Annotated in this window: 15 protein-coding genes; 6 read left to right on the forward strand and 9 right to left on the reverse strand. The window is 30.6% G+C overall.

What is annotated here, in order from left to right:
- Position 1: 1 nt before the first annotated feature.
- The 3 genes from FOC48_RS04525 to FOC48_RS04535 are packed head-to-tail and all read right to left on the reverse strand — an operon-like array spanning position 2 to position 2,654.
- The gene (locus FOC48_RS04525; RefSeq protein ID WP_003145846.1) at positions 2-838 is read right to left on the reverse strand and encodes a DNA polymerase III subunit delta'; all 837 of its coding nucleotides are present in this window, start codon (positions 836-838) and stop codon (positions 2-4) included.
- Positions 828-1,454 carry a dTMP kinase gene (gene tmk, locus FOC48_RS04530; RefSeq protein ID WP_003145843.1) on the reverse strand — a complete coding sequence of 209 codons (627 nt, stop codon included), beginning with the start codon at positions 1,452-1,454 and terminating at the stop codon, positions 828-830. Before tmk ends, FOC48_RS04525 begins: the two co-directional genes overlap by 11 nt.
- A 21-nt stretch (positions 1,455-1,475) precedes the next feature.
- Entirely contained in the window at positions 1,476-2,654 is a 1,179-nt protein-coding gene (locus FOC48_RS04535) for an aminotransferase class I/II-fold pyridoxal phosphate-dependent enzyme (protein ID WP_003145842.1), read from the reverse strand.
- Positions 2,655-2,948: 294 nt separating this feature from the next.
- Between FOC48_RS04535 and FOC48_RS04540 the strand changes: the two genes are divergently transcribed.
- Positions 2,949-4,034 carry a branched-chain amino acid aminotransferase gene (locus FOC48_RS04540; RefSeq protein WP_003145841.1) on the forward strand — a complete coding sequence of 362 codons (1,086 nt, stop codon included), beginning with the start codon at positions 2,949-2,951 and terminating at the stop codon, positions 4,032-4,034.
- A 184-nt stretch (positions 4,035-4,218) separates the two neighbouring features.
- Here FOC48_RS04540 and FOC48_RS04545 read toward each other — a convergent pair whose 3' ends face one another.
- The 3 genes from FOC48_RS04545 to rny form a co-directional block, all read right to left on the reverse strand.
- Positions 4,219-5,004 carry a formate/nitrite transporter family protein gene (locus FOC48_RS04545; protein ID WP_003145840.1) on the reverse strand — a complete coding sequence of 262 codons (786 nt, stop codon included), beginning with the start codon at positions 5,002-5,004 and terminating at the stop codon, positions 4,219-4,221.
- 261 nt (positions 5,005-5,265) lie between these two features.
- The gene (locus FOC48_RS04550) at positions 5,266-6,057 is read right to left on the reverse strand and encodes a formate/nitrite transporter family protein (protein WP_003145839.1); all 792 of its coding nucleotides are present in this window, start codon (positions 6,055-6,057) and stop codon (positions 5,266-5,268) included.
- 439 nt (positions 6,058-6,496) lie between these two features.
- Positions 6,497-8,050, reverse strand: coding sequence for a ribonuclease Y (gene rny / locus FOC48_RS04555; RefSeq protein ID WP_003145838.1), 1,554 nt, complete (start codon positions 8,048-8,050; stop codon positions 6,497-6,499).
- Positions 8,051-8,531: 481 nt separating this feature from the next.
- Between rny and rplK the strand changes: the two genes are divergently transcribed.
- Together rplK and rplA are read left to right on the forward strand one after the other, a co-directional pair.
- Positions 8,532-8,957, forward strand: coding sequence for a 50S ribosomal protein L11 (rplK, locus tag FOC48_RS04560; protein WP_003145837.1), 426 nt, complete (start codon positions 8,532-8,534; stop codon positions 8,955-8,957).
- Between the two features lie 13 nt (positions 8,958-8,970).
- Positions 8,971-9,663: a 50S ribosomal protein L1 gene (gene rplA / locus FOC48_RS04565; RefSeq protein WP_003145836.1), complete on the forward strand. Its 693-nt coding sequence runs from the start codon at positions 8,971-8,973 to the stop codon at positions 9,661-9,663.
- Positions 9,664-9,808: 145 nt separating this feature from the next.
- Here rplA and FOC48_RS04570 read toward each other — a convergent pair whose 3' ends face one another.
- Genes FOC48_RS04570 through FOC48_RS04580 form a run of 3 tightly spaced genes read right to left on the reverse strand, consistent with a single transcriptional unit; the run spans position 9,809 to position 11,706 of the window.
- Positions 9,809-10,624: a hypothetical protein gene (locus tag FOC48_RS04570; RefSeq protein WP_003145835.1), complete on the reverse strand. Its 816-nt coding sequence runs from the start codon at positions 10,622-10,624 to the stop codon at positions 9,809-9,811.
- Positions 10,617-11,330 carry an ATP-binding cassette domain-containing protein gene (locus tag FOC48_RS04575; RefSeq protein ID WP_003145834.1) on the reverse strand — a complete coding sequence of 238 codons (714 nt, stop codon included), beginning with the start codon at positions 11,328-11,330 and terminating at the stop codon, positions 10,617-10,619. The genes FOC48_RS04570 and FOC48_RS04575 overlap by 8 nt, the downstream gene beginning before the upstream one ends.
- Positions 11,317-11,706: a GntR family transcriptional regulator gene (locus FOC48_RS04580; RefSeq protein ID WP_003145832.1), complete on the reverse strand. Its 390-nt coding sequence runs from the start codon at positions 11,704-11,706 to the stop codon at positions 11,317-11,319. Before FOC48_RS04580 ends, FOC48_RS04575 begins: the two co-directional genes overlap by 14 nt.
- Positions 11,707-11,943: 237 nt before the next feature.
- Here FOC48_RS04580 and FOC48_RS04585 point away from each other — a divergent pair, with 237 nt between their 5' ends.
- The 3 genes from FOC48_RS04585 (at position 11,944) to arsS (ending at position 14,220) form a co-directional block, all read left to right on the forward strand.
- Entirely contained in the window at positions 11,944-12,627 is a 684-nt protein-coding gene (locus FOC48_RS04585; RefSeq protein WP_003145830.1) for a TIGR04283 family arsenosugar biosynthesis glycosyltransferase, read from the forward strand.
- Positions 12,628-12,929: 302 nt separating this feature from the next.
- On the forward strand, positions 12,930-13,268 hold the full coding sequence (locus tag FOC48_RS04590) for an arsenosugar biosynthesis-associated peroxidase-like protein (protein WP_003145829.1): 339 nt from the start codon (positions 12,930-12,932) through the stop codon (positions 13,266-13,268).
- 7 nt (positions 13,269-13,275) lie between these two features.
- Complete coding sequence (gene arsS, locus FOC48_RS04595) at positions 13,276-14,220, forward strand: arsenosugar biosynthesis radical SAM (seleno)protein ArsS (RefSeq protein ID WP_003145828.1); 945 nt, start codon at positions 13,276-13,278, stop codon at positions 14,218-14,220.
- The last annotated feature ends 64 nt before the right edge of the window (positions 14,221-14,284 follow it).

A 14,284-nucleotide genomic window follows, 5' to 3' on the forward strand; every position in this document is an offset into this window, starting at 1 on the left:
ACTAACCTCGCAATAAAAATTCTAAATTGATTTTATCCAATAAAACTGTAAATAAAAATTTTTCTAAAACTAATGTTGCATTAACATTAGCATTTAAATCAGCTAAAGCAAGCAGTACTTTCTCTTGAACTTTACTTATGTTCACTATGTCATGTTGACTAGATTCAGAATAACTGTTTGTAGTTTTAATGCTCAAATATTTAAAAAACTCTAATATATCTTCCTTAACTTTAAGTAAGCCTAGAACATAGATATTAGCCATATGTGGCTTCCTACTATATCTTTTTACATATTCAGAAACAATCTTTATTATTTCTTCATTTTCTGTAACTTCCCTATCTTCACTCTGCCCTACTAATTTTATCTGTTGACATCGTGAAATAATAGTCGGTAATACTGCACTAATATTTTTACAGCTAAGAATAGCAATAATATCGTCTTCAGGTTCTTCTAAAAACTTAAGCAAGCTATTTGCAGCTTGTTCTGTCATTTTTTCGATATCTTTTATCCAATATATTTTTTTACCATAAAATGATTTAATACTTAAGTCAGATTTCAATGTTTGAATTTCATCTTTTTTTATAGAAGTATCACTAGTTAATTTATAAAAATCTACATAGTTGCCGTGATTTATACTGCGACAATTGTTACAGCTCTCGCAACTAAAAAATTCTTTATTTTTATTTTCTAAACAAAATATTGCTTTAACAAAACTTAAAATAAACTCATCAGAATATAAACTATCCTCGCCTATCACTAGATAGGCATGGGATAGTTTATTAGTTTTTAATGTATTTGTTAAAGATTTTATTACAATTTCATCTTTACTAAAGTTCATTGTCTAAAAATCCTTCCAGTATTGAAAGTGCCTGTTTTTGAACATTTTCATAAGTATCACTTGCATCAATTACTTTGATGCGCTCTGTATTCTCTTTCGAAAGGTCATCATAACCTCGTTTTACATTTTTATAAAAGTCTAAACTTTCCTGATCCATACGGTTATTGTCGTCTCTATTTTTTGTACGAGCTAGACCTACCTCAACGTCTACTGAAAAGTATAAAGTTAAATCAGGTTCTAAGTTATCAGTAGCATATGCATTAATATCCAATATATCTTGTTTACTAAGTCCACGACCATAAGATTGGTAAGCTACTGAACTATCAACAAAACGATCGCATATAACTATATAACCTTCATTTACATGTGGAAGTATTTTTTTTACAATATGATCGCGTCTACTTGCACAAAATAGCAAACTTTCAGTTTTAGCGTCAATATCGTTAGAACTATCAAATAAAAGTTCACGAACTTTCTCACTAAAATCTGTTCCTCCAGGTTCACGTGTTGTAATAACCTTATAACCTTTTCTTGTTAAATACTCTGTAGCAAAGTTAATAAAGCTCGTTTTACCTGAACCATCTGAACCTTCTACTGTTATGAATTTACCTTTCATTCGAATAACCTTTCTACTATATTATTTATTCATAAATTGAGAAATTCTTTCAACTGCTTCTTTAATATTCTCGATGCTTGTTGCATAACTAATTCTAAAGAAGTCATTATATGCGCTACCAAAAGCTGTTCCCGGAATAACTCCAACACGAGCTTCTTTCGTTAATATTTTACAGAACTCCATAGCACCTAAATCACGGTACTTAGCTGGAATTTTAGCAAAGATATAAAACGCTCCATCGATTTCAGGAATTTCAAATCCTAATTCACGTAGTTTTGGAACCATATAATCTTTTCTTTCTCTATATGTCTCAATCATAAGTCTATTGTATTTATCCACATTTTCATCATTAAGTGCTACTACCGCTGCGTCTTGAATAAATGTAGCTGCACCAGAAACTGTAAATAAGTGGAATACTCCAATTTTTCTAATCATCGCTAATGGAGCTGCGATGAATCCTACACGCCATCCTGTCATAGCATGAGATTTAGATAATCCACTAATAAGAACAGTTTGTTCCGGAATAAATTCCGCTAATGATGTGTGTTTGTAATTATATGTAATATCCCCATATATTTCATCACTAATTACAAAAATATCATATTTTCCTAATACATCAGCAATAGCTTTAACTTCTTCTCTTGTATATGTAACACCACTTGGGTTATTTGGATAGTTAATTAATATTGCTTTTGCATCTTTATTTTCTTCTAAAGCTTTTTCTAAATCGCTAGGAAGAACTTTAAACCCATTGTCAACTGTATCTATAAATTTGATATTACATTTATTTAAAATACCAACTCCCTCATAAGCTGAGAAGTATGGTGTTACTACTAAGATAGTATCTCCCTCGTTAGTAACAGCAGAAATTGTGTGTTCTATCGCAGCCGATGCCCCTATTGTTACGATAATTTCATCAGGGCTATAATTTAAGTTATATCTTTTCTCTAAATTCGCAGCCCATGCTGTACGTAACTCAGCAATACCATTATTTACTGAATAGTGTGTTCTATTATTATCTAAAGCGCGTTTAGCAGCTTCTTTAACTTCTTCTGCAGTGTCAAAATCTGGCTCTCCCAAAGTTAATTTGATAATTCCTTCTATAGAAGAAGCATATCTATCAAACTCTCTTATCGGTGAACCTGTAAGGTTTGCAAGTGACGTGTTGAACTTATTTTCTAATGATTTTTTAATTTCCATAAATTTATCTTCCTTCCTTATTATATTAGATACATTGTTAATGTAATACTACTAATATTGTATCATATTTTTAGTAAAAATAGAATTCATATTAGTAATATAGAATAAAATTCCAATCAATGTTTACATATAATTTTATAGCATTTTTCAGAAAATTTTTAACATCTAATTTCGGATATTTTGATTAAAATTTCAGAAAATTTAAAGAAAAGTATTGAAAAAAACTTTGATTAGTATTATAATAACTTTAACATATTTAAAAAATTAATTGTTTATAAAAGGAGAAATATTATTATGACAAAACTAACAGTAAATGATATAAGAGTAGAACTTACTAAAAATCCAAAGGAAAAAACACCAGATGATAAATTAGGATTCGGTTCAGTATTCACTGATCACATGTTCGTTATGGATTGGTCATCTGACAAAGGTTGGTATGATCCACGTATCGTACCTTATGGACCTATCCCAGTATCACCTGCATTAAACGTATTACACTACGGACAAAGTGTTTTCGAAGGAATGAAAGCATATAACGCAAATGGAGAAGCTGTTTTATTCCGTCCAGAACAAAACTTTAGACGTTTAAATAAATCATCAGACCGTATAGCTTTACCACAATTAGATGAAGAGTTCGCATTAGCAGCTCTTAAAAAATTAATCTCTATCGATAAAGACTGGATTCCAAAATCTGAAGGTACTTCACTATACGTTAGACCATTCTTATATGGTTCTGAAGAAGCACTTGGAGTACACCCTAACCATGAAGTTAAGTTTATAATTATCTTATCTCCATCAGGAAGCTACTTCAAAGCTGGTCTTCAACCTAATAAAATCTTTGTAGAACACGAATATGTACGTGCTGTACGTGGTGGATTTGGATTCGCTAAAACTGCAGGTAACTATGCTGGATCTCTTAAAGGTCAAAAGAAAGCTCAAGAACTTGGTTACTCTCAATCTCTATGGCTTGATGGAGTAGAACAAAAATACATCGAAGAAGGAGGAGCAATGAATATCTTCTTCAAAATTGATGGAACATTCGTTACACCTGAATTAAACGGTTCAATCCTTCCAGGTATCACTCGTGCATCAGTATTAGAATTACTTAAATCATTAGGTGAAAAAGTAGAAGAAAGAAAATTATCTCTTGAAGAAGTTTACGAAGCATATGACAATGGAAAACTTGAAGAAGTATTCTTATGTGGTACTGCTGCAGTAATCGCTCCTGTTGGTGAATTATTCGATGGTACTAAGAAATTAGAACTTATCAAAGATGATAAACCAGGAGAATGGACTCAAAAAATCTACAACCTACTAACTGGTATCCAACTTGGTAAAGTTGAAGACAAATTCGGATGGGTTGTTAAAGTAGAAGAATAATATAAAAATAAAAGATTCCAAGTTAAACAATTTGGAATCTTTTTTATCTTGTTGTTATTTATCCAAAGTACAAATAATATGTAATACAATAAAAAGATGAAGTATAGTATAACACCAACTTCATCTTTTTTATTTATTTGCTAATATTATTAATGTAAATTATATTTTATCGACTTTTATAAACTTATTTTTTGTAAGCAAATGTGTATAGAGCAGAAACTAAAGTAACAGCTCCAACAAAGTTTCCTAAGAATACTGTTCCCATGTTTTGGATAAATTGTAAAACAGAGATATTTGCACCTTCAAACATAGCAGCTGGGATTGCGAACATGTTCGCAACCAAGTGTTGGAATCCAATAGCAACGAATGTCATAATTGGGAACCATACACCAAACATTTTACTACCTACATCTTTAGCAGCGAAGTTTAACCATACTGCCATACCTACTAACCAGTTACAACCTACAGCTGAGAAGAATACTTGCCAGAATGTTAAGTATACTTTTGATTCACCAGCTGAAATAGTTTTAGCTGCAATAGCCCCACCAGTTAAACCAGTTAAATGTCCTAAGAAATAAGCAATAACTAATGAACCTACAAGGTTTGCAAATGAAATAACAACCATGTTTTTAGCTAATAGTTTAAAACTAATTTTCTTATTAAACCATGCAACAGTTACAGCCATCATATTACCTGTAACTAACTCTCCACCACCTACTAAAATACAAATAAGTCCGATTGGGAAAACAGATGCCCCTAATAATGCACCAATTCCTCCGAATTCTTTAGGAATTGATCCTGATACACGAAGTAAAGCTAAGAAACCTACCCCGATGAATGCACCACCTAAGAATCCTAAACTTAACATGTATTTAAGGCTTGCAGTCGCTTTAGCAACACCTTTTTTACAAGTTAACTCGTAAGTTTCTTGTGGCTCTAAAAATACTTTAGATTCTACAGTGTTTGTCATAATAACACTCTCCTTAAAAAATTTATAATAATTACATAGATACAACCTTTTCTATATCTACAATAAAGATTATACAATAACAACGACATTTTTTCAACCCCTGTTTTAATACAGATTTTATTAAAATCTGTACAAATTAATAAACTTAGTTGAAACTTATCTAACATAACTAAACAAATATATTACTACTTTCAATATAAAGTAAAAAATATAACCACCAGAAATAAAACGTTTCCCAATGGTTATATTAAATTATAATTTTTAATTATTATTTTTATAAGCTATTGTATATAAACCAGCAACTAATAGTGCTCCACCTAAAAAATTCCCTAAAAAAATTACACACATATTATTAAAAAACTGTAATAGTGTAATATTAGCGCCACCAAACATTGCTGCTGGGATAACGAACATATTGGCTACAACGTGTTGAAACCCAACGGCTACGAATGTCATAATTGGAAACCACGTCCCAATTATTTTTCCACTTACATCTTTAGCACAGAATGATAACCATGCCCCCATACCTACTAGCCAGTTACACCCGACACCTGAAAACAGACCTTGCCAAAGTGTCGCGTTAACTTTTGACTCAGCAGTAGCTAATGTTTTCGCAAATGTCGCCCCTTCAGTAAGTCCCGTCACATGTCCTAAAAAATATGCTACGAAAATAGCGCCTACTAAATTTGCTAAGGTTATAATAATAAAATTTTTCACCAGCATTCCTAGACTAACTTTTTTATTAAAAAATGCTAATGTAACTGCCATCATATTACTTGTTATTAATTCTCCACCACCTACTAATATACATATCAAACCAATTGGAAAGACAGCTGCACCTAATAATACACCTAATCCTCCAAACTCATGTGGGATAGATCCTGCAACTTTTAAATAAGCAAGATAGCCTACTGCGATAAAAGCCCCCCCTAAGAAACCTAAACTCAACATATACTTTAAGTTTCCCGAAGCTTTAGCTACACCTTTTTTACTAGTGTATTCATATAATTCATTAGGCTCTAAATAAGCCTTTGTATGTATATATTCTGACATAACTTTTGTCTCCTTATAATATTCTATAAATATTATACAACAACAAAATATTATTAACAAACAGAGTATCAACAGCACCTTGTTATATATTCTTATTTTAATATATATCAAAAATTATTAACTAAATATCATTTTGTCTACTTCATTAACTATTTGACTAAATTTCACTATATTACATATCTATATTCATCACATAAATATAGATATACATTTTTATATTTTTAAAGATTCATATTTATTATTTTTTAATTATAAGGTTTCGAACTAGTATATATAATAGATATCAACCTAATATCAAATTAACTTCTTTTAAATTGTTTTAGATTTATCTTATTAACACCAAAGAAAATTAATTATAATTTTTATATGATGTTAAAGAAATAAATATTCAAAATCTATATACAAAAAAGCGATTGGACAATTCCAATCGCTTAATTTATTATCTTGCAAGCTTAACCGCTCTAACCTCACGAATAACATTAACTTTAATGTTTCCTGGGTATTGCATCGTTTCTTCGATTTTATTTTTAACTTCTTTGGCAATTTTGTAAGTTTTTGTATCATCTACTTCTTCAGGATTTACGATTACTCGAATCTCACGACCTGCTTGAATAGCAAATGTTTTTTCAACACCTTTGTGTTCATTTGCGATTTCTTCAAGTTTTTGTAGACGTTTAATATAGTTTTCTAATGACTCTCTTCGAGCTCCTGGACGTGATGCAGAAAGTGCATCCGCTGTGGCAACAATGACAGAAATAGGGTTTGTTGGTTCTGTATCACCATGGTGCGAAGCAATTGCATTAACAACAATTGCATTCTCTTTATATTTAAGAGCTAATGCTACACCAATTTCAACGTGTGAACCTTCTACTTCATGATCAAGTGCTTTACCGATATCGTGTAGTAAACCTGCACGACGAGCTGTAGCAACATCTAAGTCTAACTCAGCCGCGATAAGTCCGGCGATATACGCTACTTCCATAGAGTGTTGTAGTCCATTTTGACCATAACTTGTTCTATATTTTAACTTACCTACGATCTTAACTAAATCTGGGTGCATGTTGTGGATTCCAAGATCAAATGTAGCTTGTTCCCCTGCATCTCTAATAACTTGATCAATGTTTTTACGTGCTTTGTCAACAGCTTCCTCAATTTTTGAAGGATGAATACGACCATCATCGATAAGTGATTTAATCGCTGTTTTTGCAATTTCACGACGAATAGGATCATATCCAGAAAGGATAACTGCTTCTGGAGTATCGTCAATAATTAAATCTACTCCAGTCAATGTTTCTAAAGTACGAATATTTCTTCCTTCACGTCCGATAATACGACCTTTCATATCATCACTTGGAAGATCAACAACTGATACAGTAGTTTCACTAACTACATCTGTTGCAAAACGCTGTAACGATTGAACAATAAGTTCTTTTGCACGTTTATCTGCAACGCTTTTCGCCTCTAGTTCTTTATTTCTAATATATATTGCCATGTCTTTAGCCATATCAGTTTCAACTGCGGCCATAATCTCTTCACGAGCTTGTTCTTCTGTTAAGTTTGCAATTCTTTGCAACTCTGTTTCTTGTTGAATTTTAAGTTGATTAACCTCACTACTTTTCTCTTCAAGAAGCTGAGATTTTTCTTCCAATTTCATCTCTCTTGAACTTAACAGTTCATCTTTTTTATTCAGAAGTTCTGTTTGACGTTCTAATGAAGATTCCTTTTGAACGATTCTATCTTCTTGTCTTTGAATATCTTGTTTTTTAAATTCTGCTTCTTTATTAGCAATATTGATTATCTCTTCAGCTTCTTTTTTAGCTATTGTAGTTTCTTTTTCTACTATATATCTAGCTTCTTTTCTTGCCTCACCAATAATATGTTCGGCATCTTGCTTAGATAATTCTAATCTCTTTTGAATAGAATTTTTTGAAATAATATATCCAAATAAAAGTCCAACAAGTAAAGCTGCAATACTGATTATTCCATAAATCATTTTGCAACCTCTTTCTATTTTGAAAAATTTTTTATTATGATATTGTACTTTTGTCAGAATTTTAAACTCTGGCAATCTATCACATACCATAACTACAATTCTACACTACCTATAGTGAAAAGTCAATAGTTCACTTAGGGAAAATCTAGTTACTATAATCTTTTTCTTCTATATTATAACTTAATTACTTAATTAATTCTTTCACGAATTTTCTTTAATTATTTTATAGAAATCACTTGATTAAATTTTGACTTAGTTGTATTATTTTACTATCTACTCAATAACTAAGTAGAAATATTTTTGCTCTAGATTATAAAAATTGAATTTTTTTAAAAAAACTCAATAAAATACTTGAATTTCCATATTTGCTATGGTATTATAATTAAGTATGTAAAAATACAAAACTTGATTGAGTGGGAGAACGAAAAATTTCAAGTCGTTCAAATGACCACATCACGAAAAATATATAGGAGGTTTTATCGTGGCTAAAAAAGTTATAAAAGTTGTTAAATTACAAGTACCAGCAGGTAAAGCTAACCCAGCTCCACCAGTTGGTCCAGCGTTAGGTCAAGCTGGTGTAAACATCATGGGATTCTGTAAAGAATTCAATGCTCGTACACAAGACCAAGCAGGATTAATCATTCCAGTAGTAATCTCAGTATATGAAGACCGTTCATTTACTTTCATTACCAAAACACCACCTGCACCAGTATTACTTAAAAAAGCAGCTAAAATTGAAAAAGCATCTTCTGTACCTAACCGTGACAAAGTTGCTACAGTTTCAAAAGCTCAAGTTCAAGAAATCGCTGAACTTAAAATGGCTGACTTAAACGCAGCTTCTGTAGAAGCAGCTATGCGTATGATCGAAGGTACTGCAAGAAGTATGGGTATCTTAGTAGGAGAATAGGAGGATAATTATAATGGCAAAAAAAGGTAAAAAATATCTTGAAGCAGCTAAATTAGTAGATTCTTCTAGTCTATACTCTGTAGTAGAAGCAATCGAATTAGCTAAAAAAACAAGTACAGTAAAATTTGACGCAACTGTAGAAGTTGCATTCCGTTTAGGAGTTGACACTCGTAAAAACGATCAACAAGTTCGTGGTGCAGTAGTTCTTCCTAAAGGAACTGGTAAAACTGCAAAAGTTTTAGTTTTTGCTAAAGGTGATAAAGCAGCAGAAGCTGAAGCAGCAGGAGCTGACTACGTAGGACAAGGTGAATACATCACTAAAATCCAACAAGGTTGGTTTGATTTTGACGTAATCGTAGCTACTCCAGACATGATGGGAGAAGTAGGTAAAATCGGTCGTGTATTAGGACCTAAAGGATTAATGCCAAACCCTAAAACTGGTACTGTAACTATGGACGTTACTAAAGCAGTTAATGAAATCAAAGCTGGTAAAGTTGAATACCGTGCTGAAAAAGCTGGTGTTGTTCACACTCCAATCGGTAAAGTTTCATTCTCAACTGAAGACTTAGTTGAAAACTTCAACGCTGTTCAAGACGCTTTAGCTAAAGCTAAACCAGCTGCTGCTAAAGGAACTTACTTCAAATCTGTAGCTGTAACTACAACTATGGGTCCTGGAGTTCGCGTTAACACTGCAGAATTCAAATAAGAATTATTAATAAAAAGAAGATTTGGTTAGCCAAGTCTTCTTTTTTTATCCCCTTTTTTCTTTCAAAATAATAGACAGTTCCTCTATAACTTATTTAAAAAGGTACTGTCCATTTTAATATTCTGTTTTCTTATTTTACGTTTTTTTACTTTTTCATTGAATTATCGTATATTGTTACTATTCCAGTTTTTGATGCTTCTTTTACACCACTATAAAATTCTTTTCCAGCATCTAAATAAAATTTATATCCGCCAGTAATTAATAATAATACTAAAATGATCACTAACTTTATTCTTTCATTATTATTTTGTTTATTGCTTTTCTTCACGCTATTTATAACATAAACACACATAAAATGATATACTACTACCAATAAAATTAAAATCAATATTTTTACTAGATTAAATTGTGTACTATCATATTTTGGTCCTGTAAATGCACTATAAACGCCCAGTAAAACAAATCTAACTATACTTACAATAAATTGGTATATTAATATATCCCAAATAAAGAAATAAATTAATGATTTTTTGGTATTTACCATTTGTGTTATAGCTAAATTAGATAACGCTATAATAGTAAGTATTGCATAGATATATTCTATAACACTTACTCGATTATATATGAAATCTAATATGAAAGCCAATATTCCTCCTAAGAATAAACTTACATAAGTAGTATAATAAATGTATCTAACTTTATTTTTCATTGAAATCGGAAGATATTCTATATATTGTTGTTCAGAATCATCATATTTTCTTCCATTTATGACTATAATTAATGAGCTAATCAGAGCTAATATTATATATGTTTTATCAAATAATAATTCTAGTATAGTAGTTATTGTAACAAAGTAATATAATATATATAATCCTTTGTAAAATAATGGCATACCATAGTTTCTACTTGATATTAAATTCCAAATTGCTCCAAATTTTGTTTCATATTGTTGTTTAATCATTTTCATTCTCTCCTTTCAATAGTGAAAGTAATATTCGCTCTATATCATTAGTCTCAAATCGTTCTTGTAATTCTACCACATCTTCCTTACTAGTAACTTGACCATTTTCAAATACAATAATATAGTCGACCAGGTTTTGTATTATATATGGTTCTTCGGTAACTATAATTATCGTTTTATCTTCATCCATATATTCTCTAAGAAGTGCTATCATTTCTTTTCTAGCTATTAAACCAACACCAGAAAATGGATTGTCTAATACTAATATTTTAGTTTTTGTAAAAAATCCTATAGAAAATAATAATATTTTCCTCTCTCCTTGAGATAGTTCATAAATTTTCTTATGACGATATACTTTATGTTTACTCAGAAATTCGAAACATTTCTCCAAATTAAATCTTTCATCTAATTTATATATTTTATATAGCACCTCATCTACTCGTAAAGAATCTGAAAATAAAGGTTTATCAGCTACATATGAGTAAAGATTTTTAATGTCTACTTCATTTTCATGAAAATTTAGATTATCGTAAGTAATCATATTTTTCTCTGAAGATAAACCTCCTAAAAGTGCTTGAAGAAACAATGTTTTACCACTTCCACTGTTACCTGTAATTGCATAAACATACCCTTTTTCTAGCTCCAAATCAATTGGACCTAGTTGAAATGTTCCTTTATTAATCAATAAATTATTAACTTTTATCATAACTATTCTCCTCCATTACACTATTAAATATATTCTTAATATCATTTATATTAAGTCCATCGTTAATAGCCTTATCAATTATGCTCTTCAGTTCGTCTGAGTACTCTTCTTTTTTTATCGTTAAGACAGTAGCTAAATCAATGTCATTTACGAAATATCCAACAGCTCCTTTTGAATATATTAGTTCTTCTTGCAGCAATACCTCATATGATTTTTTTACTGTAATTATACCAACCTCTAACTCTTTAGCTAAACTCCTAATAGAAGGTAATTGATCATTATTTTTTAAGCTACCATTTAGAATGTTACTTTTAATTTGTTTCGCCACCTGCTGATATATCGGAACAGATGACAAATTAGAAATTTTTATTTCCATCATACTCCTCCTAATTAATCTGTTTTAATATAATTAAAATAGTTTAATTAGATAATAAAACGTTTTTGTATCTACTGTGATTATACAATAGATACAGTTTATTTGTCAATATATATTTTATTGAATTATATTTTTTATGAAACGTTAGTTAAACTAAGTAATTTAAACATATATTTTATTTGGAAAAAATTTTTTACATGGTATAATTGTATTAACTATTATTTTAGGAGTGTATTTATGATAACTATTATTGTGCCAATTTATAACGAAGAAAGAACAGTACGTGATTTCGTTTATAATCTATATTGTTTGCATAATATTAAAGAACACGAAGTACTTTTCATTGATGGTGGTTCTACAGATAAGACAAAAGAAATATTAGATGAACTCTCTTATTTCGGTTATTCATACCACTTATCAGATAAAAAAGGACGAGCAAATCAGATGAATTATGGAGCTAAAATCGCAAAAGGAGACATATTATGGTTTGTACATTGCGATAGTGTTCTTCAGAAAGATGTTATTGAAAAAGTACTTACTTGCCCTACTGAAGTCGGTTGTCTAAAGATTCGATTTTATCCAAATAGTTTTCCTATGTGGGTTAATTCATTAGTTTCTAATATGCGTGCAAGTATTACTAACCTAGCATTTGGAGATCAAGCTATATTCATAAAAAAACAAGTATTTGAAGAAATTGGTGGGTATAAAGATATGCCTTTAATGGAAGACTACAAACTTTCTGAAGATTTAAGTGCACGAAGTTACAAAATTACAGTTATAGACTCCCCTATCACATCATCAACAAGAAGATATAAAAATCATACAGTAAAAACAATGTGGCAAATGCAAAAATTCCAAAAAATGTATCGACGTGGTGTTCCTGTCGAAGAACTAGCTAAAATGTATAAAGATGTGAGGTAATTTAATTTATATAGTTCTAAGAAAAATCTTCTAAATACTATAAAAGCTTACATGAAAACTAATAGAAATATAATTTATTTATATCTAAGTTCGCTTTATATGAGCTTCTTAGATATCTAATAAGCTTTGAGAGCTAATTCGACAAATTCAAATTCTTTGGAATTCCGATTTTTAAGTAGCTCTTGTTTTTAGTTTAAAATTATGTATTTATTTACACATTATATATAGTTCAATTTCATTGATTATTTATGGAAACTAACTTATAATTAATTTATATACAAATTTTAGAGGAGAGAATAAATATGGCGGAATATTTTAAAAAGAAACATTTAATAGAATTTGGTGAAGGAAAATTTGGTGAAGATGCACCTGAGTATTGGAAAAACTTCATGAATTACTACGGTAATGTCATGGCTGAAGGAGAATTAACAACACGTGAGAAAGCTCTCATTGCACTTGCTGTAGCTCATGCTGAAGCATGCCCTTATTGCATCGATGCATACACTAGTACATGTCTTGAAGAAGGCTGCGATCAAGATCAAATCGCAGAAGCTATTCATGTTGCTGCTGCAATGAAAGCTGGTATTACCCTAGTGCACGGTCTTCAAAGTAAAGAACTATCAGATAAATTAACAAACTAAATTTATTATGACTGAATTAAACATACCCAAATTTTTTGATCAAGTAGAGGAAAAACAATATTTACTAACCGAAGAATTTCCAGAAGTTATGCAAATTAACGTAGGTAGTTTATGTAATATTACATGTAGTCATTGTCACGTTGATGGTGGACCTACAAGAAAAAATAACATGGTTCGAGAAACTTTTGAACAAATAATCGAAGCATTTAAGGTTGGTAAATATAAAACTATGGATATTACAGGCGGCGCTCCTGAGATGAACCCAAACTTTAGATGGTTTTTAAAAGAAATCTCACAGTATGCCAAAACTGTAATCGTAAGAACAAATCTTATTATCCTAGACGTTCCAGCTTATAGAGATATACCAGAATTATATCGTGACTTAAAAGTTCAAGTAGTAGCCTCATTACCCTACTATAACGAAAAAGTCGTAGCTAAGCAACGTGGTAAAGGTGTTTTTCCTAAGTCAATAGAGGTACTGAGAAGACTTAATGAATTAGGTTATGGTAAAGAAGAAGATTTAGTATTAAACCTAGTTTATAATCCAAATGGAGCATTTTTACCTCCTAAACAAGAAGCACTAGAAAAAACTTATAAGAAAAAACTATATGATAATTTTGAGATTGTCTTTAACAACTTATTCGCAATAACAAATAATCCTATCGGTAGATTCTCTGAATTTCTTCATAGGGAAGATCTTTACGAAGGTTATATGAATAAACTATATAAAGCATATAATCCTGCAACACTACCAGGTCTAATGTGTAGAAATATGATTTCTGTTGGTCCGGATGGGTCTTTATATGATTGCGATTTTAATTATATTGAAAAACTAAAAATCTCAGGAGAAATCAACCATGTGAGTCAGCTTGTAGATAATCATACAGGTGTACGTAGAATTGTTACAGGTATGCATTGTTACGGGTGTACAGCAGGAGCTGGTTCATCTTGAGGTGGAGAGACTTGCTAGCATAGGTTATGCTAATTATATACAAAAAGAAGCCATAAATTTTGGC

This window comes from Gemella haemolysans (genome assembly GCF_012273215.1).
GTDB lineage: Bacteria > Bacillota > Bacilli > Staphylococcales > Gemellaceae > Gemella > Gemella haemolysans_A.

What these genes read in the sequence shown, in the direction of transcription:
- FOC48_RS04575 (WP_003145834.1), bottom strand. Translation starts at nt 11,330, where the DNA reads ATGATAAAAGTTAATAATTTATTGATTAATAAAGGAACATTTCAACTA.
- FOC48_RS04590 (WP_003145829.1), top strand. Translation starts at nt 12,930, where the DNA reads ATGGCGGAATATTTTAAAAAGAAACATTTAATAGAATTTGGTGAAGGA.
- rny (WP_003145838.1), bottom strand. Translation starts at nt 8,050, where the DNA reads ATGATTTATGGAATAATCAGTATTGCAGCTTTACTTGTTGGACTTTTA.
- tmk (WP_003145843.1), bottom strand. Translation starts at nt 1,454, where the DNA reads ATGAAAGGTAAATTCATAACAGTAGAAGGTTCAGATGGTTCAGGTAAA.
- FOC48_RS04580 (WP_003145832.1), bottom strand. Translation starts at nt 11,706, where the DNA reads ATGGAAATAAAAATTTCTAATTTGTCATCTGTTCCGATATATCAGCAG.
- FOC48_RS04535 (WP_003145842.1), bottom strand. Translation starts at nt 2,654, where the DNA reads ATGGAAATTAAAAAATCATTAGAAAATAAGTTCAACACGTCACTTGCA.
- FOC48_RS04540 (WP_003145841.1), top strand. Translation starts at nt 2,949, where the DNA reads ATGACAAAACTAACAGTAAATGATATAAGAGTAGAACTTACTAAAAAT.
- FOC48_RS04545 (WP_003145840.1), bottom strand. Translation starts at nt 5,004, where the DNA reads ATGACAAACACTGTAGAATCTAAAGTATTTTTAGAGCCACAAGAAACT.
- FOC48_RS04585 (WP_003145830.1), top strand. Translation starts at nt 11,944, where the DNA reads ATGATAACTATTATTGTGCCAATTTATAACGAAGAAAGAACAGTACGT.
- FOC48_RS04570 (WP_003145835.1), bottom strand. Translation starts at nt 10,624, where the DNA reads ATGATTAAACAACAATATGAAACAAAATTTGGAGCAATTTGGAATTTA.
- FOC48_RS04525 (WP_003145846.1), bottom strand. Translation starts at nt 838, where the DNA reads ATGAACTTTAGTAAAGATGAAATTGTAATAAAATCTTTAACAAATACA.
- arsS (WP_003145828.1), top strand. Translation starts at nt 13,276, where the DNA reads ATGACTGAATTAAACATACCCAAATTTTTTGATCAAGTAGAGGAAAAA.
- rplA (WP_003145836.1), top strand. Translation starts at nt 8,971, where the DNA reads ATGGCAAAAAAAGGTAAAAAATATCTTGAAGCAGCTAAATTAGTAGAT.
- FOC48_RS04550 (WP_003145839.1), bottom strand. Translation starts at nt 6,057, where the DNA reads ATGTCAGAATATATACATACAAAGGCTTATTTAGAGCCTAATGAATTA.